We start from the raw sequence: 25,021 nt of genomic DNA, 5'->3' as shown, positions 1-25,021 counted from the left end.
TACCGCACGGACATGAGGCACCGTGCGGACGAGGCGCCCGGTATACGGGCCGTTCGCCGCAGTTATGTCACCGTCTGCGTCCTCCTATGGCTGCCGCCGGGCCTAGCCCTCGCCTCGATGGTCCTGCTGCTCAGCGAGCGCGGTATGTCCCTGGCCGCGATCGCGGGGCTCTTCGCCGCCCACTCCCTGACCGTGGCCGCGCTGGAGCTGCCGACGGGCGGTCTCTCCGACGTCCTCGGGCGGCGGCCGGTCCTGGTCACGGCCGGTGTGCTCAACATGATCGCCTGCTGTCTGGTCGGCCTCGGCACCACCGTCTGGGTGCTCGCCGCCGGCATGGTCCTCATGGGGGTGTCCCGCGCGCTGGCCAGCGGTACCGCCGAGGCCTGGTACGTCGACACCGTCCAGGCGAGTGCGGGACCCGGCGCCGAGCTGCGGACGGGACTGGCCCGGGGCGGCACCGCGACCTCCGCCGCGCTCGCGGTCGGCCTGCTGCTCGGCGGTGCCCTGCCTTGGCTGCTCGGCACGGGCACGGGCACGGGCACCGGCCCCGGTGCCGAGCTGAGCGAAGCGACGTCCGGGGTGGTGCTGCCCCTGTCCGTTCCCCTGCTGCTGGGAGCCGCCGTCAGGGTCGTGCTCGTCTGCTATGTGCTGGCCGTCCTGCGGGAGCCGCCGCGACCCCGGGCCACCCTGCGTTCTGTGCTGCGCGGCGTCCCGGTCACCGTCCTGGACGGGCTGCGGCTGGGCGGACGGGATGCGCTGGTCCGCCGGGTCATGCTCAGCGCGGCCGCCGTCGGAGGCGCCCTGGGCGTCGTCGAGTTGCTCGTACCCGGCCGTACAGTCGAGCTGACCGGGGCGAGCGACTCCGGGCCACTGGCCTATGCGGCCCTCGCCTGCGCGGGCTTCGTCTGCTGCGGCGTCGGCAGCCACCTCGCCCCGTTCGCCGCCCGGGTCGCGGGCGGCGGCGAGCGGGCCGTGCTGATCTGTCTCGGCACCGGGGTGGTCGGCGTGCTGCTGCTCGCGGTCACCGCGTCCTCCACCCATCTGCTCGCCACAACCGTCGCCGTCACAGGCTTCTGCGTCTTCTACGTCGGCATCGGCGCCGTGACCCCGAACCAGAACGACCTGCTGCACCGCCGCGTCCCCGGCGAGCGCCGCGCCACCGCTCTGTCCGTCCAGTCCCTCGCCCAGCAACTGGCCGGCGCGTTCACCGGCCTGGTTGTCGGGGTGATGCGGCCGGGCCCGCTGCCCTGGCTGCTGACGAGTGCCGTGCTGCTGTCCGGGGCGCTGCTGTGGCTCCGCCGCGGCGAGGGGCGGGCCGCGCAGGTCACCGCCACCCGCCCCGCCCCTACCGTGGAGTGATGGACACCAGCGGTCTTCCCCTCCTCGACCTGCGCATCGCGGACTGCCGGGCCTGCCCGCGGCTGGTCTCCTGGCGTGAGGAGGTGGCCCGTGCCAAGCGGGCCGCCTACGCGGACTGGACGTACTGGGGCCGGCCGGTGCCCGGGTTCGGTCCCGCGGACGCCCGGCTGCTGATCGTGGGGCTCGCCCCCGCCGCCCACGGCGGCAACCGCACCGGGCGGATGTTCACAGGCGACCGCTCGGGGGACGTCCTGTACGAGGCGCTGTACGACGTCGGCCTCGCCTCCCAGCCCACCGCCGAGCACGCTCACGACGGCCTGGAGCTGTACGGCGTACGTGTCACCTCGCCCGTGCACTGCGCCCCGCCTGCCAACAAGCCCACCCCCGAGGAGCGGGACACCTGCCGTCCCTGGCTCGTGCGGGAACTGGGGCTGCTGCGTCCGACGCTGCGGGCCGTCGTCGTGCTCGGCGCCTTCGGCTGGCAGGCCGCGCTGCCGGCGTTCGCCGAGGCGGGCTGGTCCGTGCCCCGGCCCCGCCCCGCCTTCGGCCACGGGGCCCGTTACGTCCTCGACGGCCTGGAGGTCTTCGGCTGCTTCCACGTCAGCCAGCGCAACACCTTCACCGGCCGCCTCACCCCCGGGATGCTGCGCGACGTACTGCGCACTGCGGCGCGGGCGGCCGAGCTGCCGACGGCCGACTAGGCGGACCCTGCCGACCAGACCGACCCTAGGGGGCCTCCTCCCCGAACAGGTGCCGCACCGTCGACCGGTAATTGGTCCGTACGTGCCTGAGCGCGTGCGCGCGGGCCCGGTCCGGGTCGCCCGAGGCGATCGCCTCGTACAGCTCGCGGTGCTCGACGAGGAGCTGGGGCCACTCCTCGTTGCGCCGGGTCATCCAGCGCAGCCGGCCGGCGACGGGTTCCAGGGCCTCCGTCAGCAGGCTGTTGCCCGCCATCGCCATGATGCGGTCGTGCAGGCGGCTGTTGACGTCCGTGATCACCTCGGCGTCCTCGGCCCGGGTCGCGGCGGCGGCGCGGTCGAGGAGTTCCTGGACCTCGGCCAGGTCCTCCGGGGTCGCGCGGGACGCGGCGAGTCCGGCGGCGTAGACCTCCAGGGCTTCTCGCAGTTCGAACAGTTCCTTGACGTCGGTGGGGGTGAGGCGGCGTACTACCGTGCGTCGGGGTGTCTCGAAGTGGACGAAGCCCTCTGCGACCAGGGCCCGGATCGCCTCCCGGACCGGAACGCGCGAGACACCGAACCGCTCCGCCAGTTCGCGTTCCACCAGGCGGTCGCCGGGACGGAGGCTGCCCGCGATGATCTCCTGGCGCAGATCGGCCGTGACGCGCTCGCGGACCGCTCCGAGGGGTTCGATCTTCGTCATGGAGCCCATCTTCGTCGACGCGAGGTGTCTTTTACGCAGCGTTAACAAGAGCGACATCGGTCAGAACGGTTGACGGGGAGACCATGGCGCAGTTTGGTATACCAAACACCTCGCAGGGTGGCCCCCCGTCCTGCGGAGCAGTCCTCCGTCGTCCCCTTGCTCGTGGAGGCCCCCGTGTCCCTCGCCGACCGTGCCGCAGAGACCGGCACCCCAGCGTTCGTCCCCGATCCCCGGCTCACCAACGAAGACCTCGCGCCCGCGAAGAAGCGCAACTGGAAGGTCTTCGACCTCTTCGCCATGTGGATGTCCGACGTCCACAACCTCGGCAACTACACCTTCGCCGCCGGACTGCTCTTCCTCGGCATGAACGTCTGGCAGATCTTCACATCGCTGCTCGTCGGCTTCGTGATCATCTACATCGGCATGAACTGGATGGGGAAGATCGGGCAGCGCCACGGCGTCCCCTTCCCGGTCGTCAGCCGGATCGCCTTCGGCATCTGGGGCGCCAACATCCCGGCGCTGATCAGGGCCGTGATCGCCATCATGTGGTACGGCATCCAGACCTACCTGGCCTCAGTCGCCGTCAACGTGATGCTGCTGGCGGCCTGGCCGAGCCTGGAGTCGTGGACGCACAACTCCTTCCTGGGGCTCGACGCACTCGGCTGGGTCTCCTTCATCGCCCTGTGGCTGGTGCAGGCGGCGATCATCAGCCGGGGCATGGAATCGGTCCGCAAGTTCCAGGACTTCTGCGGCCCGGCGATCTGGCTCGTGATGATCGCGCTGGCGGGGTGGATCCTCTACAAGGCCGGCTGGACGATCTCGCTGACCTCCACCCCGCACCCGGTGTCCGTGGGCGAGCAGTGGCGGCAGTGGTTCGGCGCGATCGGCCTGGTCCTCGCCACGTACGGCACGCTGATGCTCAACTTCTGCGACTTCTCCCGCTTCGCCCCCGACTACAAGTCCGTCAAGCGCGGCAACTTCTGGGGCCTGCCGATCAACTCCACGGCCTTCGTGATCGTCTCGGTCATCGTCACCGCGGGCGCCTTCGAGGTCCTCGGCAAGGAGATCACCGACCCGGCCTACCTGGTCGCCGAGATCGGCAACACCTGGGTGCTGGTGCTGGGCGCGCTGACGTTCGCCATCGCCACCATGGGCGTCAACATCGTCGCCAACTTCGTCTCACCGGCGTACGACCTCGCCAACGTCTGGCCGCAGAAGATCACCTTCAAGATCGGGGGCATGATCAGCACGGTCGCGGCCCTGCTCGTCACCCCCTGGAACCTCTTCTCCAACCCGACCGTCGTGAACTACTTCCTCGGCGGCCTCGGCGCCTTCCTCGGTCCGCTGTTCGGCGTGATCATGGTCGACTACTACTGGGTCAAGCGCGGCCGGGTGAACGTGGACGAACTGTTCGACGCCACCCCCGGCTCCCCGTACCACTACCGCAAGGGCTTCAACCCGAAGGCGCTGTGGGCGTTCCTGCCCGCGGCCGGTGTCGCCGCCGTCCTCGCGCTGGTGAAGACCTTCAGCGATGTGGCGCCGTACTCCTGGTTCATCGGCACGGCACTCGCGGCCGGGCTGTACGTGGTCCTGTGCCGTAGCGAACGCACTGCCGAACCCACCGCCGAGCGCTCTGCCATGGAGGTCTGAGAGACGTGCGGATCGTCGTCACCAACTGCAACACCACGCAGGAGATGACCGAGGAGATCGTACGAGGTGCCCGGGCCGCCGCAGGCCCGGGCACCACCGTGACCGGACTGACCCCCGACTGGGGGCCCGAGTCCGCGGAGGGCTGGCTCGACAGCTATCTGTCCGCCGCGGCCGTCCTGGACACGCTGCGGACCTACGACGGGCCGCCGTACGACGCCGTGGTCATGGCCGGCTTCGGGGAGCACGGGCGGGAGGGTGTGCGGGAGCTGGTGGACGTACCGGTCGTCGACATCACCGAGGCCGCCGCGCATCTCGCCTGTCTGCTGGGCCGCCGCTACGGGATCGTCACCACACTGGAGCGCTCGCGCGGCCAGATCGAGGACAGCCTGGAGACGGCCGGCGTGGCGCGGAACTGCGCCGCGGTCGTCGGCACGGGCCTGAATGTGCTCGACCTCGGCGACGACGAGCGCACGGAGACGGCGTTCCTCGCCGCCGCCGAACGGGCCTGCGCCGCCGGGGCCGAGGTGCTGGTGCTGGGCTGCGCCGGGATGACCGGCTTGCAGCGGGCGGTCGGGGAGAAGCTGGGCCTGCCCGTCGTCGACGGGGTCGCCGCGGCGGTCAAACTCGCGGAGTCGCTGGTGGCACTGGGACTGACGACCAGTCGGGTGGGGAGCTACGCCGAGGCGCTGCCGAAGCGGAGGGTGTGGGGGAGGCCCGAACGGCGGTAGCTCATGAAGTGCCGTCGAGGGTGACGTCGTCGCCATGGGCCCCGTAGAACGCCACCTGGCGGGCCATGACCTCCCGCATCGACGTGCCGCGCGGGATGCCGTACACCGTGCCGGGGAAGTCCAGCGCCTCCTGGATCTGCCACAGTTCGTCGTGCTCGCCGGGGGCGAAGAGCCGGGCCCGGGGTGCTCCCGCCGCGATCCAGCCGATGGGCAGGACCGTGCCGGGCGGCAGTACGGAATTGACGTGCAGCACGCTGTGGATCCGCAGCTCGGAGCCGGTGCTCGCGACCGCCCCCGGGAAGACGCAGGCGCCGGTGGCCACGAAGACCTCGTCCTCGAGGGTCGCCCCGTTGACATGGGCGTGCGGGCCGACGAGCACGGCGTCACCGATCACGGCGGGGTGCCCGGCCCGCCCCCGCACCAGCGCGTTCTCCATCACGACCACGTCCGAGCCCACCCGCACCTCCCCGTCCTCGGCGGTGAGCACGGCCCCGTGCAGCACACGGCTCCGCTCCCCGAGGACGACCGCCCCGCACAGGACGGCCGTCGGAGCGACGTACGCGGACTCGGGGACGACGGGGCGCCGCCCGCGGTGCTCGATCAGCATGGAGTTCTCCTCAGGTCGGCGCCCCGTCGGGCACGACGGCTGTCGCCGTAATCTCCACCAGCTGCCCCGTGTACCCGAGGCACGCCACGCCGATCAGCGTCGACGAGTGCGGACCGGCACTGAGCCCGGACGCCTCGACGATCTCCCAGACGGCGGACAGCACGGCCGTCTCACCGCTCACGACGTACACCTCGGTCGCCACGACGTGCGGCAGGTCGCTGCCGACGGCGCGCAGTTGCTCCCGCAGATTGGCGATCACCTGCTCGGCCTGCCGTACGGGGTCCCCGGGACCGACGAGGTCGCCGCCGGCGTCGAGCGGCACGGACCCGGCGAGGAACGCCAGCCGCGTCCCGGCTTCGACGACGGAGGCGTGCGAGTAGGTGGGCGGCGGGAAGAGGCTCGGGACGGTGACGCGACGGATCACGCGGGGCTCCGATCTGGGGCGGTGACTGGGCAGTTGTCCGACCGATCATGCGCGGCCCGGTCCGCGGACGCACTCGTATTTCGGTTCACGCGATCCGACCGATCGCCCTACGCTGCTCGGGCCCCTCACCGCCCGCCCCAGGAGCCACCCCGTGCCCACCCTCCCGGACCAGGCCTTCCTCGACGCCACCGCCGACCGTCTCGCCGCCCTCCCCGCCGTCGAGGCCGTCACCCTCGGCGGCTCCCGGGCCCAGGGCACCGAACGTCCCGACAGCGACTGGGACCTGGCCGTCTACTACCGCGGCGCCTTCGACCCGGCCGATCTCCGCACGGTCGGCTGGGAGGGCGAGGTGTCCGCGATCGGCGCGTGGGGTGGCGGTGTCTTCAACGGAGGTGCCTGGCTGACGATCGACGGCAGGCGTGTGGACGTCCACTACCGCGATCTGGACGCCGTCGAACACGAGCGGGCAGAGGCTGAGGCGGGCCGCTTCCGCGTCGAGCCGCTGATGTTCCATCTGGCGGGCATCCCGACGTATCTGCTCGTCGCCGAACTCGCGATCAACAAGGTGCTGCGGGGCACCCTGCCGCGTCCCGCCTCCTACCCGAGGGCCCTGCGCGAGCGTGCCCCCGGGCACTGGCACGGCATGGCCACCGCCACCCTCGGCTACGCCAAGGCCGGCCACGCCCCGAAGGGCGCCCTCACCCAGGTCGCGGGAGCGATCGCCCTCGCCACGACACAGACCGCGCACGCGGTGCTTGCGGCGCGCGGGGAGTGGGTCACGAACGAGAAGGGGCTTCTCGCGCGGGCGGGGTTGCGTGAGGTGGACGACCTGGTGAGGACCCTGACGGACGACCCGGGCGCGCTCGCCCGGACGATCGCCTGCGCGGAGACCCTCCTGGCCCGGGCCGTGGAGACGGCGCGGAGCTGACCGCCCCTCCCGATTGCGTTCATAAAGATCCCGGCTCTCCCGCACTCCGTCACGTTCCGGAAACCTTTCTTCCAGGAACCCCGCCTACCGTGGACAGCCACACCCCGCCCGGCCACCGTCGCCCGAAGGCCCACCCCTGCCCTCGATGTGACGACAGGAGCCCCGTGTCCCGGTCCCGCCGTTTTTCCCTTGTGCTGCCGCCCTGGCTCGCGCACGCCCTGCGCGCCCAGCGGGGTCCGGTGCCCTGGAGCGCGGTGACGCGGGGGGCCCTGTCCGCAGGGCCGCTGCTGCTGGTGGCGGTGGAGTCGGGGCGTACGTCGCTCGGAGTCGTCGCCGCCATCGCCGCCATGCTCGCCGGGATCAACGACCGGCCCGGGAGCCGCCGGGTCTCGGTCAAGCGGCTCGGGGTGCCCGCGCTGGGCGGTGCCCTGGGGCTGGTGATCGGGACGTATGCCGGGGACGAGACCGGCGCGGTCGTACTGACCGCGGTCCTCACGGTCGTCGGGCTCGTCGCCGGGGGGATGAGCGCCGTGGGGCCCGTCGCCTCCGCCTCCGGGACACAGCTGCTCGTCGGCGCGGCGATCGGCGCGGGAATGCCCCTGCCCGAGGCGGGGTGGGAGCGCGCGCTCGCCTTCCTCGCCGGGGCGGGCTGGCTGCTCGTGCTCCGGCTCGTGCTGCCCACGCCCGGCTCCCTCGCCGGTGACTTCCGCTTCGATGGGGAGCGGGCGGCCGTCGCCGGCGTGTACGACGCCGTCGCCGAGCTCCTCGACGCCGTCGGCGGGCCGGACGCCATCCGCCGCCGTGCCGCGCTCACCGCCGCCCTCGACCACGCCCAGGACGCGCTCGCCGGGCCCCGGCTGCGGCGGTACGCCTCCTCCTCCACGGAGCGGCGGCTGCACGCGCAGTACGCCGCAGCGCTGCCCCTCGCCGAGGCCGCCACCGCGCTGGCCTGGGCCGAAGAGGCCATTTCCGAACGGGCTTCCGAAGGTCCCCGGCGGCTCGCCGCCGCCGTACGCGACAACGCCCACACCGGGCCGCTGCCCGCCCCTTCCCGCTCGGTGCCCGCCCTGCGCGCCCTCGACGACGCCCTCCTGCAGGCCGCCGAGGTGTTCGACCAGGGCGGGGGCGGCGATCTGCACACCCGGCCCCGTACCGCCAGGGACCGGCTGCGCGCCGCCTTCGGTACCGCCGGACGCGAGTACGGACTGCGTGTCGCCCTGTGCTTCGGGGCCAGCTCCGCGGTCGCCCAGGCCCTGCACCGGACCCAGTGGTACGGGGAGCACGAGCACTGGTACTGGCTGCCCGCCACCGCCGTCTTCCTCGTGAAGCCCGACCTGGGGCCGCTGGCCTCACGGGTGCTGAACCGGGCCGCCGGGACCGTCCTCGGCGCTCTCCTCTTCGCCGGGTTCGCCGCCGTCCTGCCCCGGCCTGAAGGGCTCATCGCGCTGGTCGCCCTCAGCGGGGCGCTGATACCCGTCGCCACCCGGCATTTCGCCGCCCAGACCGCCGTCGTCACCGTCCTCGTCCTCGCCCTCGTCATGGTCGGCGGCGAGGCACAGGCCTCCGCGGGCCGGATCGGCGAGACACTGCTGGCCTGCGCGATCGTGCTGATCGTCGGGCACCTGCCGATGCCCGGACAGCGCGGCGGGGGAGTGCACGCCCGGCTCGCGTCGGCCGGCCGGGCCGCGAACGCCTACCTCACCCATGTCCTCGACGAGGCCGACGCCCCGCGCATCGGCGGCTCCGGCACCCCCTCCGACCACCGCGCCACCCGCTGGACCCTGCGCCGTGAGGCCTACCGCACCCTCGCCGAGGCCCGCACGGCCATCTCCCTCTCCGCGCACGAACTGCCCGCCCTTGCCCGGCACACCGAGGGCGCGGACGAGGTGGCCGACCTCCTCGAACGCCTCGTCGACACCACGACCGCCTGCGCCGTGCACCTCGACGACACCGGCCGGATCGGCCCCCGCCACACGGAACGCCTCGCCGCGGTCCTCGACGAACTCACCGGACCCGGCGAACGGGTGGGGCTCCGACTGCCCCGGACACCCCTCGCCGGATAGCGCCCTCGTCGTACGTTGGCGTGATGACGCCTTCTGCCGCGGACAGTCCCGCCGACCTGATCATCAGCGCCTGTACCGTCCTCGTGCACGACGACCGAGAGCGGATCGGCTTCGAGGACGACGCCGCGATCGTCGTACGGAACGGGATCGTCGAGGCCGTCACGAGCACCGCCGCGGTCGCGGACCTGGCCGCCGCCGAGCGGCTCGACGCCCGCGGCCAGGTCGCCCTGCCCGGCCTGATCAACTGCCACACGCACGCGCCGATGGTCGCGCTGCGCGGCCTCGCCGAGGACCTGCCCACCGAGGAGTGGTTCAACGACGTCGTCTGGCCCGTCGAGTCCAACCTCACGGCGAAGGATGTCGAGCTGGGCGCGCGGCTCGCCTGCGCCGAGATGATCCGGGCCGGTGTCACCTGCTTCGCCGACCACTATTTCGCCATGGACGAGGTCGCCGCTGTGGTCGCCGAGTGCGGCATGCGGGCGCTGCTGGGCGAGGCCTACTTCTCCTCGCAGGGCCCCGAGGGCCGGGAGCGGTCACTGGAGTTCGCGCTGCGGCACCGCGGCTCGGCGGACGGCCGTATCACCACCGCGCTCGCGCCCCACGCCCCCTACACCGTCGACGACACCGACCTCGCCGCCACCGCCGGGCTCGCCCGCGCGCACGGCCTGCCCGTGCACATCCACGCCGCGGAGAACCGCGACCAGACGGACACCAGCCTCGCCCGTCACGGCGTCACCCCGGTCGAGATCCTGGCCCGCACCGGCATCCTCGACACGGACGTGCTCCTCGCCCACGGCACCGGCATCACCGACCGCGACCTGCCGGTCCTGGAACGGGCGGACGGTCGTACGGCCGTCGCCACCTCGCCCCGCGGCTACCTCAAGTTCGCCTGGCCCGACACCACACCGGTCCGTGCCCTGCGCGACATCGGCGTCGACGTCGGACTCGCCACCGACGGCGCCGCCTCCAACAACTCCCTCGACGTGTGGGAGTCCATGGCCCTCACCTCGCTGGTCCAGAAGTCGGCCGAGGGCGACCCCCGCTGGCTGACCTCCCGCCAGGCCCTGCACCACGCCACCCTGCAGAGCGCCCGTGCCGTGGGGCTGGGGGGCAGCGTCGGCAGCATCGCGCCCGGCCGGAGGGCGGACATCGTCCTGGTCGACCTCACCGGCCCGCACACCCGGCCCGTCCACGACCTCGCCGCCACCCTCGTGCACAGCGCCCGTTCCTCCGACGTCCGCACCACGATCGTCGACGGACGGATCCTGATGCGCGACCGGACACTGCTGACGATCGATGTGCCCGCGGTGGCGGGGGAGTTGGAGGAGCGCCTGCCCGCGCTCGTGGACCGCGGCCACGGCCGCCGCATCCAGGAGTACGACACCTGATTCCCTAGGCTGGCCCGCATGGATCCAGCCCACGGCCTCCTCGAAAACCCCCACGACGGGTACCGGCGCCTGCGCGAGAGCGCGCCGGTGCACCGCACAGCCGGACCCGACGGCAGCCCCGCCTGGCTCGTGACCAGGTACGAGGACGTCCGCGCGGCCCTCGCCGACCCCCGGCTCTCCCTGGACAAGGCGCACGCGAAGGAGGGGAGTTACCGGGGTCTGTCCCTGCCGCCGGCCCTCGACGCCAACCTGCTCAACATGGACCCGCCCGACCACGCCCGCATCCGCCGCCTGGTCGCACGGGCCTTCACCACGCGCCGGGTCGAACACCTCCGCGCCCCCATACGCCGGACCGCCGACCGCCTCCTCGACGCGCTCGGCCCGCACGGCACCACCGACCTGATCGCCTCCTACGCCGCGCCTCTGCCCATCACCGTCATCTGCGACCTCCTCGGCGTCCCCGACGAACACCGCCAGGACTTCCGCGCCTGGACCGACGCGCTCGTCGCCCCCGATCCGGCCCGCCCGGCGGCCGCCAAGGAGGCGGTCGTGGCGATGCTCGGCTTCTTCACCGGACTCATCGCCGCCAAGCGCGCGGCGCCCGCCGACGATCTGCTCTCCGACCTGATCGCGGTCCGCGACGAGCGCGACCGGCTCACCGAGGACGAGCTGATGTCCCTGGCCTTCCTCATTCTCTTCGCCGGGTACGAGAACACCGTCCAGCTCATCGGCAACGCCGTGCTGGGCCTTCTGGAGCACCCCGAGCAGCTCGCCGCCCTGCGCGGCGATCCGGCACGCATCCCGGCGGCCGTAGAGGAGTTCGCCCGCCACGAGGGGCCCGCCCTGCTCGCCATCCGGCGCTTCCCGACCGAGGACGTGACGATCGGGGACGTCACCGTGCCCGCCGGTGAGACCGTCCTGCTGTCCCTGGCCGCCGCCAACCGCGACCCGGCCCGTTTCCCCGACCCCGACCGGCTCGACCTCGGCCGGGACACCTCAGGTCATCTCGCCCTCGGCCACGGCATCCACCACTGCCTGGGCGCGCCGCTGGCCCGTGCCGAGACCGAGATCGCCCTGGCCGCGCTGCTGGAGCGGTTCCCGGACCTCGCCCTCGCCTCCGGCGCCCTGCGGTGGCGCCCCTCCCTGCGCGCCCGGGGTCTGGTCGCGCTGCCGGTGACGTACGCGGAAAAGACTTCCTGAGCCGGCGATGAGTTCCGCCCCTCCCGCCGGTCACCACCCCGGACGGACCGTTGCCACAGGAGGGGTACAGGAGGGGTTCATGTCGTTGCCGGAGATCGTCTCGCGCGACCAGTGGCGCGCGGCGCGCGCGGAACTGCTGGACAAGGAGAAGGCCGCCACCCGTGCGCGGGACGCGCTCAATGCCGAGCGGCGCGGACTGCCCATGGTGGAGGTCGACGAGGAGTACGTTTTCGAGGGCGGGGACGGCAAGGCCACCCTGCTCGACCTGTTCGAGGGGCGGCGCCAGCTCGTCGTCTACCACTTCATGTTCGCGCCCGAGTGGGACGCCGGCTGCCGCAGCTGCTCGGGTTTCCTGGACCAAATAGGGCATCTCGCCCATCTCAAGGCCCGTGGCACGTCGTTCGCGGCCGTCTCCCGGGCGCCCTTCCCGAAGATCCTGCCCTTCAAGGCCCGGATGGGCTGGACGGTGCCCTGGTACTCGTCGCACGGGAGCGACTTCAACCGCGACTTCGAGGTCACGCTCGAGCGTGAGGGAGAGCTCTTTGAGCGGACCGGCCTCAGCTGCTTCCTGCGGGACCACGACCGGGTCTTCCACACCTACTCGACGTACGAGCGCGGACTCGACGGTCTCGGCTCGACCACCAGCCTGCTGGACCTCACCGCGCTGGGCAGGCAGGAGGTGTGGGAGGAGCCCAAGGGGCGCGCGTCGGCTCTCGGGGCGCCTGCGGGAAGCGAGCGCGTCCGCTATCACGACGAGTACGACGATTGACACGCAAAGTGAGCACATCCGCCAAGAGGCTGAGAGGTTGGTCACACTTGGCGGTGAACGAGTGTCAACTACGTCTCAGAACCGTCACTTCGCGAGCCGTTCACCCCATCGTTGGCGTTTAACTCTACGAGTACAGCGCTACATGGAGGTGCAGGGTGGTGAACGGGCGAACGGTGCTCGAGCGCTTTCCCGCCGGTGGGCCGCGTGGCTCCTGGCCGGCGGAGGAGTTCGCGCAGGCGCGGCGTCTGGAAGGCCTGCCTGCCGAGGTTGTCATGGACCTCGCGACGGACATGTTCCTGGTGATCGTGCGCAGCGGCGACAGCGCCGACGCCACGGCCTGACCCACGGCCCGGGAAAGGCGCGGCTCAGCCCGCCTTCGGCGCCGGCACCTTCGTGACCGGCACGACCTGCGGAGCCGTCGCGGGTGGCGTGACCGCCGTGGGCGGCTTGGTGAACTGCTCCGCCTGGAGCGCGTACAGCTCGGCGTAGAGCCCACCGGTGGCCAGCAGCTCGTCCGGCGTCCCGGACTCCACGAGCCGGCCCTGGTCCAGGACGTGCACCAGGTCGGCATGGCGTACGGACGCCAGCCGGTGCGTGATCAGTACGACCGTCTGGCCGCTGTCGGCCAGGGCGCGAATCCGCTCGAACACCTCCAGCTCGGCCCGTGCGTCCAGGGCCGCCGTCGGCTCGTCCACGATCAGGATGCGGCCCCTGCGATAGGCCGCCCGGGCGATGCCGAGGCGCTGCCACTGGCCGCCCGACAGCTCGTGCCCGCCGCTGAAGTTGCGGGCGAGCAGCGTGTCCAGCCCGCGCGGCAGGTCCGCGACCACCGGCTCCGCTCCGGCCTCGGCGATCGACGCGGCCAGCCGCTCCTCGCACACGGGCGCCGACGTACGCCCCAGGGCGACGTTCACCCGGGCCGTGAACGGCCACCGCTTGAAGTCCTGCGCCACCATCGCGATCCGCTCGGCCAGCAGGTTCCGGTCGGCGGTCGCCGCGTCCACGCCGTCCCACAGGATCCGCCCCCGCTCCGGGGTGTACAGCCCGGCGAGCAGCTTGACCAGGGTCGTCTTGCCTGAGCCGTTCTCGCCGACCAGCGCCACGATCCGGCCCAGCGGGAGGGTGAGCGTCACATCGTCGAGAGCGGGGCGGGCCGAGTCGCCCGGGTAGCGGAACGTGACGTTCTCGAAGCGGATCTCGCGCGGGTCCTCCGGCAGTGGCTGCCCGCCCGCCGGGATCGCGCGCTGTGCCGCCTCCGTGTACAGCCGTTGCAGGTCGCCGACGAAAAGGGCCTCCTCGTGCAGCGCGTTGACCTCCACCACGAGCGTGTCGAGGCTCTGCGAGCCGGTCCGGATCGCGATCACGGCCGTACCCGCCACCGACAGCGCCATCGAACCCGCCAGCAGCAGTCCGCCGAGCGTCGCGTAGGTCGCCACCGTCGCCAGGCCCGTCCACGCCGCCGCGATCAGGCCGGTGCGGGCGGCGAGCCCGGCCAGGCGGGCCTGCTCGGCCTCGGCCGTCTCCGACATCGCGCGGAAGTGCCGCAGCAGGAACGCGCCCACCCCGTGCACCCGGATCTCGGGGGCCGCCTCGGGTTCGATCAGCAGGTTGCCCAGCAGCCGGCCCGCGCGGGCGTGCTGCACCCAGGCGTGGAAGGACTCGTAGCGTCGCCGGGCCACGGTCAGTGCGCTCCAGGCACTCGGCAGCGTCATCGTCACCAGCAGCGGCAGCAGAGCCGGATGCAGCACGGTCAGCACACCGGCCGCCGCGACCAGCGAGATCATCGCGTTGATCACGCGTGTCCCGTACATGATCATCCGGCGGGCCGAGGCGGCGCCGTACTGCGCGGTGTCCAGCAGTTTGTGGAAGGCGTGGTCCTCGATCGCGGCCAGTTCCACGGCCGCGGCGCGCTCCAGGTACCGCTCGGTCGCCACCCGCTCCACCTTGGGCTCCAGGCGGCCGGTGGCGTAGGTGCTCGCAGCCCGCAGCAGTGCCGCGAGCAGCATCACGAGGGCCACCGTGACCAGCGCGGGGACGGCTCCGCGCAGCCGGTCGTCGATCGGCCCGCCGCCCATCAGCCGGGCCAGCACGCTGTTGACCGCGAGCAGGCTCACCGCCTGCGCCACGCCCCGGCCCGCCTCGGAGGCCAGCACGATCCGGGCGGCGCCGCGGTCGGCCTGCCGGGCGAGTCGGAGGCTGGACTTCAGCAGGGACGGCAACCGGGTGATCATGGCGCGGAAGTTCAGCTCCAGGAACGCGTCGGCGTGCTGGTTCCAGCCCATGTCGTAGCGCAGTGGGCCTCCGAAGAGCAGCCGCTCCGACTCGGACACCTCCGGCGCGGTCCGCTTCTTCCCCACCGTCGACCGACCTCCCCGCTCAGGCCCCGCTCGTGGACGAACGGCCACTATCGCGGGGGCGGAGCCCGCCCGGGCAGGGCGCAGCCCGGGGCGCCGGATGCGCGCGGGCGCACGACCGGACCGGGGGAGGTGTGGGGCGGCGCGGGGTCGTCGGGGTGGTGCGTATCCCTCGACCGGGAGGTGCTCGGCGGGTTACGCGCCGGACGAGTCATGTACGGATGGCTTTGTGCGACGTGTCCTGGTCGACTTGTCCTACGCGCTGACCGGCCGTGACCACGCCGGAGCCGTCCCCGTCACGCGGCACAGGGCGAGGTACAGCGGTATCGGCGGGGTGTACGGAAGCTCGCCGTCCGGACGGTGGATCAGCCGGGGGAGCTCCGGGGCGTCCGGGACGACCGCGCCGGTGGCGTACCGCGCGGGAGCCGGCCACTCCAGGGCGTGGTCGGAGTCGGCCGGCACCAGCCACCACCAGTGCGTGCCGTCGGCGTAGACGCAGCCCGCGCGGGGCAGCCGGGGCATGACCAGCCGGGCGAGAGGGGCGGGAACCGCGACCGCGTCGCAGCCGAGCGGCGCGGTCATGCCGTCGGGCACGGGCAGGCGCAGGGCCGGACCCGGCGTACGCAGCCCGCGCCTGAGGCGGGCGAGTGTGTCCAGGTTCAGTACGCGGCCACCGTGCGCGGACGTCATGCCGCTCCCTGCTCTCGGCGTCGCCCCTGCGCGGGGACCTCCGGCGCGCTTCTCGTGCGACGGGCCTGGCGGCCTCCGTCCCCGTCGCCCGAGTCGTCGGACGGACCCGGCTTCGGGCGGGCGCCCCAGCCCAGGTCGTTCCGGGGCTCGGACGGGTCACCCGGAGTGTCCGCCGTGCGCGGCAGCTCGGCCCAGACCAGTATCCCGGGGCCGTGCTCATGGGCACCCCAGGCTTCGCAGAGCGCGTCGACGAGAAGCAGTCCCCTCCCGTGCTCCTCCTCGGGCCGCGTCCGGCCGGCCGCGTGGGGCTGGCCAGGGGCGCAGCCCTCGTCACGCACCGCTATCCGCACCAGGTCGTCGCCGTCGTGCAGCTCGCACACTATGTGCGTGCTCGCCGTGTGCACGATGGCGTTGGTGACCAGCTCGGAAACCACCAGGGCCGCGCTGTCGCACGTGTCCTCGCACACCGACCAGCCGGTCAGCCGGGCCCGCGTCAGGCGTCTGGCCTGAGCGGGAGAACCCGGATGTGCGGCCAGCTCGAAACGGAACCGGCGCTCGGCAGCGGCCCCCTCGGGGCCGACTCCGGCGGTACCGAGGCCGAGAGGGCCTGCGGCGGCGTCTGTTCCTAAGGGCGCGGACGGAATCACGCTTGCCACTATCGCCCCGCCGCGAACACTTGGCAAGTGTCACTATGGAAATTGCAGAGTGCGCTGTGACGGTCTGGAAGGCCGTGGCACACTGCATCGCAACAGCACCCCGCGCGGCGCCAGTTGAGATCATCGAAGATTCGTTCGAAACGTCAGTTCGGATCAGCTCTTCGAAAGGGTCTTCGAATGGCGCCGCCGGGCTGTCAGCGTTCTTTGTGGCCGGCTCGTCAGAACTTTTCGTGGAGGTGGAGCGTGAGCGAACCGCGGTCCGCGCCGACGGTCGGTCAGGTCGTCCTCGGTCGACGCCTGTTGGACCTGCGGGAACGCGCCGGTATGAAGCGCGAGGAGGCAGCCCGCATCCTCCGCGTCGCCCCCGCCACGGTCCGTCGTATGGAGATGGCCGAGGTCGCGCTCAAAATCCCGTATCTGCAACTGCTCCTGAAGGCCTACGGAATCTCCGACGAAGAGGCCGACGCCTTCGTCCGGCTGGCCGAGGACGCGAACAAGCCCGGCTGGTGGCAGCGTTTTCACGACATCCTGCCCGGCTGGTTCTCGATGTATGTGAGCCTGGAGGGCGCGGCGGGCGTCATCCGCAGTTACGAACCCCATTTCGTCCCCGGCCTGTTGCAGACCGAGGACTACGCGCGCGGAGTGCTCCGCTCGGGCGCCATCGGCCAGACCCGGCCCGACGACATCGAGCGCCATGTCGCCCTGCGCATGCAGCGCCAGGACCTGCTCACCCGCGAGGACGCGCCCCGGCTGTGGGTCGTGATGGACGAGACCGCGCTGCGGCGCCCGGTCGGTGGCCCGGAGGTGATGCGTGCCCAGATCGACAGACTGCTCGAGGCCACGAAGCTGCCCAATGTGACGCTCCAGGTAGCCCCGTTCGCCAATGGGCCGCACCCGGGCACGTACGGGCCGTTCGTGCTGTTCCGATTCGCCATGCCCGAACTGCCGGACATGGTCTACAGCGAGTACCTGACCGGCGCGGTCTATCTCGACGCGCGCGCGGAGGTGGCGACCCACCTCGAGGTCATGGACCGCATGGCGGCGCAGGCCGCTACGGCACATCGCACGAAGGAGATCCTCCAGGATCTCCGCAAGGAGCTGTGAATGGATCGCATCAAGCCGCGCAAACAGGTCTACAACGGCATGCCCGCGCGTGACTTGGGCAGCGAAGGCTGGCACAAACCGTGGAGCGGCGGGAACGGCGGGAACTGCCTCGAGGCGATGAAGCTCGCCGACGGCCGGATCGCGGTCCGTCAGTCCACCGACCCCGACGGTCCGGCGCTGATCTACACCAGCGACGAGATGACGGCCTTCATCGAGGGGGCGAAGGAGGGGAAGGCGGACTTCCTGCTGTCCTGATGTGATCGCCTTTGCCGACACCCGACTCTCTGACGCTCGACTTTTTGATACTCAACCTTTTGACGCTGGTGCTGAATTGACCACGCTCTGTGCCTTACGGAGTGCCTCATGACCGGGCAGGACCCCACGACGGCTGTCCAGATCGACACGACCAGACCCCATCCCGCGCGGATGTACGACTGGTACCTCGGCGGGAAGGACAACTACCCGGTCGACGAGGCGATGGGCCGTCAGATGCTCACCCTCGACCCGAGGGTGCCGGTGATGGCGCGCGTCAATCGCGCCTTCATGCACCGGGCCACGCGCTGGCTGGCCCGGAACGGCGTACGGCAGTTCCTGGACATCGGCACCGGCATACCGACCGAGCCCAACCTCCACCAGGTCGCCCAGGAGATCGCCCCCGACGCCCGGGTCGTCTACTGCGACAACGACCCCATCGTCCTGGCCCACGCGGCGGCCCTGCTGCGCGGCGCGGACGAGGGTGCCACCGAGTACCTCCAGGCCGACGTGCGCGACCCGGACGCCATCCTGGAGGGCGCGCGTAAGGTCCTGGACCTCACCCGGCCCGTCGCGCTGTCGCTCATCGCGCTGCTGCACTTCGTCTCCGACGAGGACGGCGGGCACGAGCTGGTCCGCCGCCTGCTCGCCGAACTGCCCTCCGGCAGCTACCTGGTGATCACCCACGCCACGGCCGACTTCACACCGGAGGAGTCCAGGGCGGCAACCGAGAAGCTCCGCGCCGCCGGCGTCACCCTGGCCCTGCGCTCCCGCGAGGAGTTCACCCGCTTCTTCGACGGCCTCGACCTCGTCGAACCCGGCGTCGAGGTGCCCCACCACTGGCACCCCGAGCTGGGCGAGCCCGTGCCCGGGCAGGACGACGGGGTGATCCCGGGCTACGGGGCGGTGGCGCGCAAGCCCTGAGGGGCTTTCGACGGGCCGGTCACGGCGGCGGCAGCGCACCGCACAGTGCCTCCAGGGCCGGCCCGTAGGCATGCTCGGACGGAGTCGCGTATCCCACGACGAGGCCGTCGCTCACCGCCATGTCCGTGTCCGGGTGCCGGAACGCGGCGAGGCCGTCGAGGGCGATGCCCCGCCAGGCGGCGGCCTTGACCGCGGAGGCCTCGGTGCCGGGCGGCAGCCGCAGCACCGCGTGCAGCCCGGCCGCGACGCCCGTGACCCCGACCTGCGGCGCGTGCTCGGCGAGCGCCGCGACGAGCCGGTCCCGGCGGCTCCGGTACCGCTGCCGCATCCGCCGTACATGACGGTCGTACGACCCGGAGACGATGAAGTCCGCGAGGCTCAGCTGGTCGAGGACGCTCACCCATGCCTCGCGCTCGCCCTTCACGGCGAGTACATCCCCGACATACCGCTCCGGGAGCACCATCCAGCCCAGCCGCACCGCCGGTGACAGGCTCTTGCTGACCGAGCCGATGTGGATCACGCGCTCGGGGTCGAGGCCCTGCACGGCGCCGACCGGCCGGCGGTCGTAGCGGAACTCCCCGTCGTAGTCGTCCTCCAGAACCAGCCCGCCACGCGCGCGTGCCCAGTCGATCACGGCCGCCCGGCGCGCGGGGTGCAGCGGTCCGCCGGTCGGGAACTGGTGCGCCGGCGTGAGCAGCACGGCACGCTCGCGCCCCAACCGGTCGACCTGCGCGCCGTGTTCGTCGAGGGGCAGCGGCACGGTACGCACCCCGGCGCCCGCGAGGACCTCCCGGTGGAATCCGAGCCCGTACGCCTCCACCGCCAGGGGCCCGCGCAGGACACCGCCTCCGAACAGCAGCCGCAGCGCGTGCGCGAAGCCGGAGCAGATCACGATCCGGCCGGGCTCGGTCCGCACGCCACGCGCGCGGGCCAGGTACTCCGTGAGCGCCTCCCGCAGTTCGGCCCGGCCCGCGGGGTCGCCCGGGCCGAACACCTCGTTGGGCGCCTGCTGCAGCGCCCTCCGGTAGGAGGCCAGCCAGGCCGCGCGCGGGAACGCCGAGATGTCCGGCGTGCCCTGCAGCAGGTTGTGCCGGGGGCCACGCGCGCGTTCAGGTGCCTTCTTCGGTACGCGAGCGGCCGGACGCAGCGGCTCGGCACGCTCCGCCACCCGGGTGCCCGAGCCCTGACGGGCGGTGAGCCAGCCCTCCGCGACGAGTTCCGCGTACGCGTCGGCCACCGTGTTGCGGGCGACACCGAGGTCGGCCGCGAGCGAGCGGTACGGCGGCAGCCGCGTGCCCGGAGCGAGCCGTCCGTCCCGTACGGCCTCGCGCAGCGCGCGGATCAGCGCCGTGCGCCGGCCGCCCGGACCGGACAGTTCCAGATGCAGGTCGGACCCGATCCGTTCCGCGGAATTGACCCACGAATTCGCCATGGGAATGCACCCTACAGCGGGTCTATGCGGATCGTAGGTTGAGGGACATGACGACGAACACGCACACGGCGAGCACGCACACGACGCGGGCGCACTCGACGGACACGGCCCGGCTGGAGTTCGCCCAGTCCGCCCCGAAGGCCTTCCGGGCCCTCATCGCCCTCGACGCCGCCGCCCGTGAGGGTCTGGACCCGGCCCTCGTCGAACTGATCCAGATCCGCGCCTCGCACCTCAACCACTGCGCGTACTGCCTCCACATGCACACCAACGACGCCCGCAAGGCCGGCGAGAGCGAGGACCGGCTGCACATGGTCGCCGTCTGGCGCGAGGCCCGCCACTTCTTCACCGAGCGGGAGCAGGCGGCCCTCGCCCTCACGGAGGCGATGACCCTCGTCGCCGACGCCGGTGTCCCGGACGACGTCTACGCGCAGGCCGCGTCCCTCTTCGAGGAACGGGAACTGGCCCAGATCCTCGCCGTGATCTGCACGATCAACACCTGGAACCGGGTGGCGCTGTCCACGGCGAAGGTGGCGGGTACGGACGAGCGGTGACCGCCTTCCGGACGGCTGTCTTTCTGGAGCGCTTTCTAGACCGCCATGGGCCGGTCGTACGGCCCGATCGGTGACGGCAGCCGCGAACTGCCCGTCAGATGACGGTCGACGGCGGCTGCCACGGCCCGCCCCTCGGCGATGGCCCAGACGATGAGCGACTGCCCCCTGGCGGCGTCACCCGCGGCGAACACGCCGGGCACGTTCGTGGCGAAACCGGCGTCACGCGCGACGGTGCCGCGGGGCTCCATCGCCAGCCCCAGCTGGTCGACGAGACCGTCCTGCCGGTCGGGCCCGGAGAAGCCGAGGGCGAGCAGCACGAGGTCGGCGGGGAGCGTCCGCCCGGTGCCTTCCACCGGGCGGCGCCGCGCGTCCACCTCGACCAGGTGCAGCGACCGCACATGTCCCTCCGCGTCGCCGTCGAAGCGCAGCGTGGACGCCGCGAACAGCCGCGCGTCCGCGTCGGCGACCGGAGCGGTCCGCAGATCACGGGCCTCCTCGTGCGCGGCGGACAGCCGGTAGATCCGTATCGGATACGTCGGCCAGGGCTCGGCGTCCTCGTCGCGCTCCGCCTCCGGAAGCGCGTAGATGTCCAGCTGGGTCACCGACGCGGCACCCTCCCGGACGGCCGTGCCCAGGCAGTCCGCCCCGGTGTCGCCGCCGCCGACGATGATGACGTGCTTCCCGGCGGCCGACAGCGGGGAGGCCTCCAGATCGCCCGCGCACACCCGGTTGGAGAGCGGCAGGTACTCCATCGCCTGGTGAACCCCCGTCAGCTCCCGCCCCGGCACGGTCAGTTCACGCCATGCGGTCGCCCCCGTGGCGAGCACCACGACGTCGTACCGGGTCCGCAGCTCATCGGCCCCGATGTCCCGCCCGACCGACGTCGACGTGCGGAACTTGGTCCCCTCGGCCCGCATCTGCTCCAGCCGCCGCTCCAGATGGTGCTTCTCCATCTTGAACTCGGGGATGCCGTACCGCATCAGCCCGCCGGGCCGGTCGGCCCTCTCGTACACGGCGACCGTGTGCCCGGCCCGGGTCAGCTGCTGGGCCGCGGCCAGTCCGGTGGGCCCCGAACCGATCACCGCGACCGTCTTGCCGGACAGCCGCTCCGGCGGCCTCGGCGGCGCGAAGCCCTCCTCCCACGCCCGGTCGGCGATCGCGCACTCGACGTTCTTGATGGTGACGGCCGGCTGGTTGATCGCCAGCACACACCCCGCCTCACACGGCGCCGGGCACAGCCGGCCGGTGAACTCCGGGAAATTGTTCGTGGCGTGCAGCCGGTCTGCGGCCGCCCGCCAGTCCTCCCTCGACACCAGGTCGTTCCACTCGGGGATCAGGTTGCCCAGCGGGCAGGCGTCGTGGCAGAAGGGGATGCCGCAGTCCATGCAGCGATCGGCCTGCTTGCTGATGATCGGCAGCAGCGCCCCGGGGACGTAGACCTCGTCCCAGTCCCGCACCCGCTCCTCCACCGGCCGCCGTGGCCAGTCCTGGCGGGGCGTGGTCATGAAACCCTTGGGATCGGCCATGGCCGTCTTCCCTTGCGTGCGCGTGTGACAGGCCGTGTGTCGTCGGGCGGTACTCCTCCGGCCACGATACGTCCGCCTCCGGGGCGGTGCCCGTCGCCGCGGCCGGCAGGTGGGAGCCGTCAGGTGAGCGCCAGCACGTACGCCACTGCCGCCCCGGCCGAGGCGGCCGTGCGGACGTGGTTCCACATCGTCCACTCGCGCACATACGCCGGCCAGTACGCGGCCGCCTCCGACGTCCCCGGCTCCAGCTTGAGCAGCGCGTCGTTGCGCGGCACGTTCGCGACCATGGTGAGCCCGAACGAGCCGAACAGATACAGCGCGCTGCCCACCAGCAGCTCCACCGTCCCCTCCTCCGGCCACAGCACGAACGTCACCACGGCGATCACCGCGCACAGCACCGCCGACCCGAGGAACACGACCATGAAGGGCGGCGTCACCGCGGCCACGTTGATCGCGTTCATCGCGGCGACCCCCTGCGCGGGCGGCAGCGTGGCGAGGCCCCGCATGACGAAGGTCGAGAACCCGCAGAACACCCCGGCCACCAGGCCGGTCCCGAGCACACCCAGTACCGTCAGTACGAAGTACGGTCCGTCGATCATGTCAGCCTCTCCCGCCCGTCGAGCCGGGATCCTGCCCGGCACCCTTCCTCACCACAAGTGAATTCCCGTACGAGCACAGTGACCATGGCCGAACGGCGCGGGGCCATAAGCGAACGTCCACGATCCCCCGAACGGCTGTGTCCACCGGATGCGACGGGGCAGCTGGCCGCCTCGCCGTCACGGCGCCACGCCGTCGCGCCGAGCAGGTGAACCCCGGTCGTGCTCGGCGCCCGCCGGGTCACCCGGCGGATCCGAGCCCCGCCTCGGTCCACCCCCTCAGCACCGTCTCCACGGCTGCCGCGATCCGCCGCCGCGCCTCGTGTCTCGGCACCCCGCTCATCAGCAGCCGGTCGTACGGCGTGTCCAGATGCCGCACAGACGCCACGACCGCCGAGGTCACCGCCCCCTCGGTCAGCGCCCGCCCAGCCGCACTGCGGCCCACCCGCCCGCTGCCCCGCTCCGAGGCATGTGCGGCGATGGCGTGCGCCCGGTCGGCGGGGCATCCGGGATACAGCCGCCGTATCTCCGCCGCGAACGCCAGAGCGAACAGTTCGTCCTGAGCCGCCCGCCGCCGCGCGTCCCGCACCCGGCGCCGCCGCCGTGCCTCGGCGTCCGCGAGGCACCGCCGCTCGGCCCTTGCCAGCGCCGCCTCCTCGACCAGAACGCCCTGCCGTTCATAGCGGCTCTTGCGCCGGTTGAACCGCACGACCACCGCCGACAGCGTGCTCTCCTCCCGTGATCTGCGCGTCAGCGCGGTGTCGCCGCTCGGCAGGAACACCAGATGCCCGAGGTCGGCACAGTCGAGGCAGCGCGGGGCGCCGTCCTCCAGGACGAGCAGCGGCAGCGGCCCTCGCCGGCACTCGGCGCAGAACCGGCGCTTGAGAGGCTGGAAGACGAGGAGCCCGGTGAGGGGCGGAAGCAGCGCGCGGGGGACCATAGGTGGTTCATTCCCCCTGACGACGGGACGAACGACGACGGGACGAACTACGTTCGCCACGACTGCCCCCGGCCATCTCGACGCCTCCCGGCGGCCTGTCCCTCCCCGGCGTCGCAGGACCCCGCGGTGGTGGCAGCTCCTGCCCCGGCCTGACGCATCATGGGCCGTGTGCGACTCGAAGCGATCACCTGGGACCGGCTCGGCGACCTGCTCGCCGAGCGCCTCCTCGACCTGAAGCCCGCCGACGGCTCTCCCTGGCCACGCATCGCCTTCGACGGCGCCCCGGCCGCCTGCCCGGGGGCTCTCGCCCAGCGTGTCTCCGAGGCGCTGCGCATACACGGCCGCTCGTCGCTCGTCGTGGGCACGGAGGGCTTCCTGCGCCCCGCCTCGGTGCGGCTGGAGTACGGCCACCGGGACGTGGAGGCCTATTACAACGGCTGGTACGACACCGGCGCCCTGTGGCGTGAGGTATTCGGCCCTCTCGAAGCCGGCGGCGACGGCCGCGTCCTGCCCGACCTGTGGGACCCGGCCGCCGACCGGGCCACACGCAGCCCATACACCCAACTCCTGCCCGGCGGCGTCCTGTTGCTGCACGGACCCTTCCTCCTTCGGCACTGGTTCCCCTTCGATCTGAGCGTTCATGTCCTGCTCTCCCCGGGCGCCCTGCGCCGCCGCACGCCCGAGGCCGAGCACTGGACCCTGCCGGCCTTCGAGCGCTACGAGCACGAGACCGACCCGGCCGGCACGGCCGACGTCCTGGTGCGGGCCGACGATCCGCGCCATCCGGCGTGGAGCGGTTGAGCGGCTGCCCGCTGTTGGGTGGGCGCGGACGGGTTGTGGGTGCGGGCATCCGGCGAGCGGGTTCCGTGTGCGGGCCTCCGGCGGATCGGTTCCGTGTGCGGGCTTCCGGCGGATCGGTTCCGTGTGCGGGCTTCCGGCGGATCGGTTCCGTGTGCGGGCTTCCGGTGGCGCGGCGAGAATGAAGGGCGTCGGGACTCGCGGTGCGTCCCGCGCCGCGCCGGCCGTCCGGCATCGGGAGGTACTCCATGACCACCGCCGGAGACATCATGCATCGCGGCGCCCAGTGGATCCCCGCCCACGAAACCCTCGACCGCGCCGCCCAGCTCATGCGCGAACTGAACGTCGGCGCCCTGCCCATCAGCGACGAGAACGAGCGGCTCTGCGGCATCCTCACCGACCGCGACATCGTCGTCGGCTGCGTCGCCATAGGGCACGACCCGGCCAGGATCACCGCAGGTGAGATGGCCAAGGGCACCCCGCGCTGGATCGACGCGAACGCCGATGTCGGCGAAGTGCTCCGTGAGATGCGGGAACACCAGATCCGCAGGCTGCCCGTGATCCAGGACAAGCGCCTGGTCGGCATGATCAGCGAAGCCGACCTGGCCCGGCACCTGGCGGACGACCAGATCGCCTCCTGGGCCGAGAGCGTCTACTCCACCACCACACGCTGACCCGGCGGGTTCACACCTCGCGCGTCAC

26 protein-coding genes are annotated in these 25,021 nt (G+C 72.3%); 16 read left to right on the top strand and 10 right to left on the bottom strand.

The window, feature by feature from the left end; translation table 11 throughout:
- Positions 1-12 precede the first annotated feature (12 nt).
- Together ACFT32_RS39695 and ACFT32_RS39690 are read left to right on the top strand one after the other, a co-directional pair.
- Complete coding sequence (locus ACFT32_RS39695) at positions 13-1,359, top strand: MFS transporter (protein WP_382498893.1); 1,347 nt, start codon at positions 13-15, stop codon at positions 1,357-1,359.
- Positions 1,359-2,060 carry a uracil-DNA glycosylase gene (locus tag ACFT32_RS39690; RefSeq protein ID WP_382498892.1) on the top strand — a complete coding sequence of 234 codons (702 nt, stop codon included), beginning with the start codon at positions 1,359-1,361 and terminating at the stop codon, positions 2,058-2,060. The genes ACFT32_RS39695 and ACFT32_RS39690 overlap by 1 nt, the downstream gene beginning before the upstream one ends.
- A 25-nt stretch (positions 2,061-2,085) precedes the next feature.
- On the opposite strand, the gene ACFT32_RS39685 is transcribed toward ACFT32_RS39690, so the two are convergent.
- Complete coding sequence (locus ACFT32_RS39685) at positions 2,086-2,748, bottom strand: GntR family transcriptional regulator (protein WP_382498890.1); 663 nt, start codon at positions 2,746-2,748, stop codon at positions 2,086-2,088.
- A gap of 165 nt (positions 2,749-2,913) precedes the next feature.
- Between ACFT32_RS39685 and ACFT32_RS39680 the strand changes: the two genes are divergently transcribed.
- Positions 2,914-4,389 carry an NCS1 family nucleobase:cation symporter-1 gene (locus ACFT32_RS39680; protein WP_382498888.1) on the top strand — a complete coding sequence of 492 codons (1,476 nt, stop codon included), beginning with the start codon at positions 2,914-2,916 and terminating at the stop codon, positions 4,387-4,389.
- Positions 4,390-4,394: 5 nt separating this feature from the next.
- Positions 4,395-5,117: an aspartate/glutamate racemase family protein gene (locus ACFT32_RS39675; protein ID WP_382498886.1), complete on the top strand. Its 723-nt coding sequence runs from the start codon at positions 4,395-4,397 to the stop codon at positions 5,115-5,117.
- A 1-nt stretch (position 5,118) separates the two neighbouring features.
- Here the strand turns inward: ACFT32_RS39675 and ACFT32_RS39670 are convergent, their stop codons facing one another.
- Positions 5,119-5,724: a gamma carbonic anhydrase family protein gene (locus ACFT32_RS39670; RefSeq protein ID WP_382498884.1), complete on the bottom strand. Its 606-nt coding sequence runs from the start codon at positions 5,722-5,724 to the stop codon at positions 5,119-5,121.
- Positions 5,725-5,734: 10 nt separating this feature from the next.
- On the bottom strand, positions 5,735-6,148 hold the full coding sequence (locus ACFT32_RS39665; protein ID WP_382498882.1) for a RidA family protein: 414 nt from the start codon (positions 6,146-6,148) through the stop codon (positions 5,735-5,737).
- Between the two features lie 151 nt (positions 6,149-6,299).
- Between ACFT32_RS39665 and ACFT32_RS39660 the strand changes: the two genes are divergently transcribed.
- The 6 genes from ACFT32_RS39660 to ACFT32_RS39635 all read left to right on the top strand — a co-directional run bounded on the left by ACFT32_RS39660 (position 6,300) and on the right by ACFT32_RS39635 (position 12,837).
- Positions 6,300-7,076 carry a nucleotidyltransferase domain-containing protein gene (locus tag ACFT32_RS39660; RefSeq protein ID WP_382498880.1) on the top strand — a complete coding sequence of 259 codons (777 nt, stop codon included), beginning with the start codon at positions 6,300-6,302 and terminating at the stop codon, positions 7,074-7,076.
- Between the two features lie 164 nt (positions 7,077-7,240).
- A complete protein-coding gene (locus ACFT32_RS39655) occupies positions 7,241-9,139 on the top strand; it encodes an FUSC family protein (protein WP_382498879.1) in 1,899 nt (632 codons plus the stop codon).
- A gap of 23 nt (positions 9,140-9,162) precedes the next feature.
- Positions 9,163-10,527: an amidohydrolase gene (locus ACFT32_RS39650; RefSeq protein WP_382498876.1), complete on the top strand. Its 1,365-nt coding sequence runs from the start codon at positions 9,163-9,165 to the stop codon at positions 10,525-10,527.
- 18 nt (positions 10,528-10,545) lie between these two features.
- The gene (locus tag ACFT32_RS39645; protein WP_382498874.1) at positions 10,546-11,727 is read left to right on the top strand and encodes a cytochrome P450; all 1,182 of its coding nucleotides are present in this window, start codon (positions 10,546-10,548) and stop codon (positions 11,725-11,727) included.
- A gap of 79 nt (positions 11,728-11,806) precedes the next feature.
- Positions 11,807-12,496: a DUF899 domain-containing protein gene (locus ACFT32_RS39640; protein WP_382498872.1), complete on the top strand. Its 690-nt coding sequence runs from the start codon at positions 11,807-11,809 to the stop codon at positions 12,494-12,496.
- Positions 12,497-12,654: 158 nt separating this feature from the next.
- The gene (locus tag ACFT32_RS39635; protein ID WP_189728827.1) at positions 12,655-12,837 is read left to right on the top strand and encodes a hypothetical protein; all 183 of its coding nucleotides are present in this window, start codon (positions 12,655-12,657) and stop codon (positions 12,835-12,837) included.
- 24 nt (positions 12,838-12,861) lie between these two features.
- On the opposite strand, the gene ACFT32_RS39630 is transcribed toward ACFT32_RS39635, so the two are convergent.
- The 3 genes from ACFT32_RS39630 to ACFT32_RS39620 form a co-directional block, all read right to left on the bottom strand.
- The gene (locus ACFT32_RS39630; RefSeq protein ID WP_382498870.1) at positions 12,862-14,853 is read right to left on the bottom strand and encodes an ABC transporter ATP-binding protein; all 1,992 of its coding nucleotides are present in this window, start codon (positions 14,851-14,853) and stop codon (positions 12,862-12,864) included.
- 252 nt (positions 14,854-15,105) lie between these two features.
- A complete protein-coding gene (locus ACFT32_RS39625; protein WP_382498868.1) occupies positions 15,106-15,540 on the bottom strand; it encodes a hypothetical protein in 435 nt (144 codons plus the stop codon).
- Positions 15,537-16,196: an ATP-binding protein gene (locus ACFT32_RS39620; protein ID WP_382498866.1), complete on the bottom strand. Its 660-nt coding sequence runs from the start codon at positions 16,194-16,196 to the stop codon at positions 15,537-15,539. Before ACFT32_RS39620 ends, ACFT32_RS39625 begins: the two co-directional genes overlap by 4 nt.
- Positions 16,197-16,439: 243 nt before the next feature.
- Between ACFT32_RS39620 and ACFT32_RS39615 the strand changes: the two genes are divergently transcribed.
- The 3 genes from ACFT32_RS39615 to ACFT32_RS39605 all read left to right on the top strand — a co-directional run bounded on the left by ACFT32_RS39615 (position 16,440) and on the right by ACFT32_RS39605 (position 18,476).
- Positions 16,440-17,300 carry a helix-turn-helix transcriptional regulator gene (locus tag ACFT32_RS39615; protein WP_382498864.1) on the top strand — a complete coding sequence of 287 codons (861 nt, stop codon included), beginning with the start codon at positions 16,440-16,442 and terminating at the stop codon, positions 17,298-17,300.
- Positions 17,301-17,555, top strand: coding sequence for a DUF397 domain-containing protein (locus ACFT32_RS39610; RefSeq protein WP_382498862.1), 255 nt, complete (start codon positions 17,301-17,303; stop codon positions 17,553-17,555).
- A gap of 108 nt (positions 17,556-17,663) precedes the next feature.
- Entirely contained in the window at positions 17,664-18,476 is an 813-nt protein-coding gene (locus ACFT32_RS39605) for an SAM-dependent methyltransferase (RefSeq protein ID WP_382498860.1), read from the top strand.
- 19 nt (positions 18,477-18,495) lie between these two features.
- Here ACFT32_RS39605 and ACFT32_RS39600 read toward each other — a convergent pair whose 3' ends face one another.
- Entirely contained in the window at positions 18,496-19,908 is a 1,413-nt protein-coding gene (locus ACFT32_RS39600) for a PLP-dependent aminotransferase family protein (RefSeq protein WP_382498858.1), read from the bottom strand.
- A 47-nt stretch (positions 19,909-19,955) separates the two neighbouring features.
- On the opposite strand from ACFT32_RS39600, the gene ACFT32_RS39595 reads away from it, so the two are divergent.
- Positions 19,956-20,459 (top strand): carboxymuconolactone decarboxylase family protein, encoded by a 504-nt coding sequence (locus tag ACFT32_RS39595; protein WP_382498856.1) that lies wholly within the window; start codon positions 19,956-19,958, stop codon positions 20,457-20,459.
- A 35-nt stretch (positions 20,460-20,494) separates the two neighbouring features.
- On the opposite strand, the gene ACFT32_RS39590 is transcribed toward ACFT32_RS39595, so the two are convergent.
- The 3 genes from ACFT32_RS39590 to ACFT32_RS39580 form a co-directional block, all read right to left on the bottom strand.
- A complete protein-coding gene (locus ACFT32_RS39590) occupies positions 20,495-21,985 on the bottom strand; it encodes a glutamate synthase subunit beta (protein ID WP_382498854.1) in 1,491 nt (496 codons plus the stop codon).
- Between the two features lie 119 nt (positions 21,986-22,104).
- Positions 22,105-22,584, bottom strand: a complete 480-nt coding sequence (locus tag ACFT32_RS39585; RefSeq protein ID WP_382498852.1) for a DUF1772 domain-containing protein — start codon at positions 22,582-22,584, stop codon at positions 22,105-22,107.
- A 238-nt stretch (positions 22,585-22,822) separates the two neighbouring features.
- Positions 22,823-23,521: a DUF2293 domain-containing protein gene (locus ACFT32_RS39580; protein ID WP_382498849.1), complete on the bottom strand. Its 699-nt coding sequence runs from the start codon at positions 23,519-23,521 to the stop codon at positions 22,823-22,825.
- A 159-nt stretch (positions 23,522-23,680) separates the two neighbouring features.
- Here ACFT32_RS39580 and ACFT32_RS39575 point away from each other — a divergent pair, with 159 nt between their 5' ends.
- Together ACFT32_RS39575 and ACFT32_RS39570 are read left to right on the top strand one after the other, a co-directional pair.
- On the top strand, positions 23,681-24,322 hold the full coding sequence (locus tag ACFT32_RS39575; protein ID WP_382498847.1) for a uridine kinase: 642 nt from the start codon (positions 23,681-23,683) through the stop codon (positions 24,320-24,322).
- A 245-nt stretch (positions 24,323-24,567) separates the two neighbouring features.
- Complete coding sequence (locus ACFT32_RS39570) at positions 24,568-24,993, top strand: CBS domain-containing protein (protein WP_382498846.1); 426 nt, start codon at positions 24,568-24,570, stop codon at positions 24,991-24,993.
- The last annotated feature ends 28 nt before the right edge of the window (positions 24,994-25,021 follow it).

The organism is Streptomyces sp. NPDC057002 (assembly GCF_042673825.1).
Taxonomy (GTDB): domain Bacteria; phylum Actinomycetota; class Actinomycetes; order Streptomycetales; family Streptomycetaceae; genus Streptomyces.
This window is presented reverse-complemented; position numbering and strand designations above follow the sequence as displayed.

Excerpts from the sequence above, each read along its gene's own strand:
- ACFT32_RS39695 (WP_382498893.1), top strand. The coding sequence starts at position 13 with ATGAGGCACCGTGCGGACGAGGCGCCCGGTATACGGGCCGTTCGCCGC.
- ACFT32_RS39690 (WP_382498892.1), top strand. The coding sequence starts at position 1,359 with ATGGACACCAGCGGTCTTCCCCTCCTCGACCTGCGCATCGCGGACTGC.
- ACFT32_RS39685 (WP_382498890.1), bottom strand. The coding sequence starts at position 2,748 with ATGGGCTCCATGACGAAGATCGAACCCCTCGGAGCGGTCCGCGAGCGC.
- ACFT32_RS39670 (WP_382498884.1), bottom strand. The coding sequence starts at position 5,724 with ATGCTGATCGAGCACCGCGGGCGGCGCCCCGTCGTCCCCGAGTCCGCG.
- ACFT32_RS39650 (WP_382498876.1), top strand. The coding sequence starts at position 9,163 with ATGACGCCTTCTGCCGCGGACAGTCCCGCCGACCTGATCATCAGCGCC.
- ACFT32_RS39645 (WP_382498874.1), top strand. The coding sequence starts at position 10,546 with ATGGATCCAGCCCACGGCCTCCTCGAAAACCCCCACGACGGGTACCGG.
- ACFT32_RS39640 (WP_382498872.1), top strand. The coding sequence starts at position 11,807 with ATGTCGTTGCCGGAGATCGTCTCGCGCGACCAGTGGCGCGCGGCGCGC.
- ACFT32_RS39625 (WP_382498868.1), bottom strand. The coding sequence starts at position 15,540 with ATGACGTCCGCGCACGGTGGCCGCGTACTGAACCTGGACACACTCGCC.
- ACFT32_RS39610 (WP_382498862.1), top strand. The coding sequence starts at position 17,301 with ATGGATCGCATCAAGCCGCGCAAACAGGTCTACAACGGCATGCCCGCG.
- ACFT32_RS39605 (WP_382498860.1), top strand. The coding sequence starts at position 17,664 with ATGACCGGGCAGGACCCCACGACGGCTGTCCAGATCGACACGACCAGA.
- ACFT32_RS39600 (WP_382498858.1), bottom strand. The coding sequence starts at position 19,908 with ATGGCGAATTCGTGGGTCAATTCCGCGGAACGGATCGGGTCCGACCTG.
- ACFT32_RS39595 (WP_382498856.1), top strand. The coding sequence starts at position 19,956 with ATGACGACGAACACGCACACGGCGAGCACGCACACGACGCGGGCGCAC.
- ACFT32_RS39590 (WP_382498854.1), bottom strand. The coding sequence starts at position 21,985 with ATGGCCGATCCCAAGGGTTTCATGACCACGCCCCGCCAGGACTGGCCA.
- ACFT32_RS39585 (WP_382498852.1), bottom strand. The coding sequence starts at position 22,584 with ATGATCGACGGACCGTACTTCGTACTGACGGTACTGGGTGTGCTCGGG.
- ACFT32_RS39580 (WP_382498849.1), bottom strand. The coding sequence starts at position 23,521 with ATGGTCCCCCGCGCGCTGCTTCCGCCCCTCACCGGGCTCCTCGTCTTC.
- ACFT32_RS39575 (WP_382498847.1), top strand. The coding sequence starts at position 23,681 with ATGGGCCGTGTGCGACTCGAAGCGATCACCTGGGACCGGCTCGGCGAC.
- ACFT32_RS39570 (WP_382498846.1), top strand. The coding sequence starts at position 24,568 with ATGACCACCGCCGGAGACATCATGCATCGCGGCGCCCAGTGGATCCCC.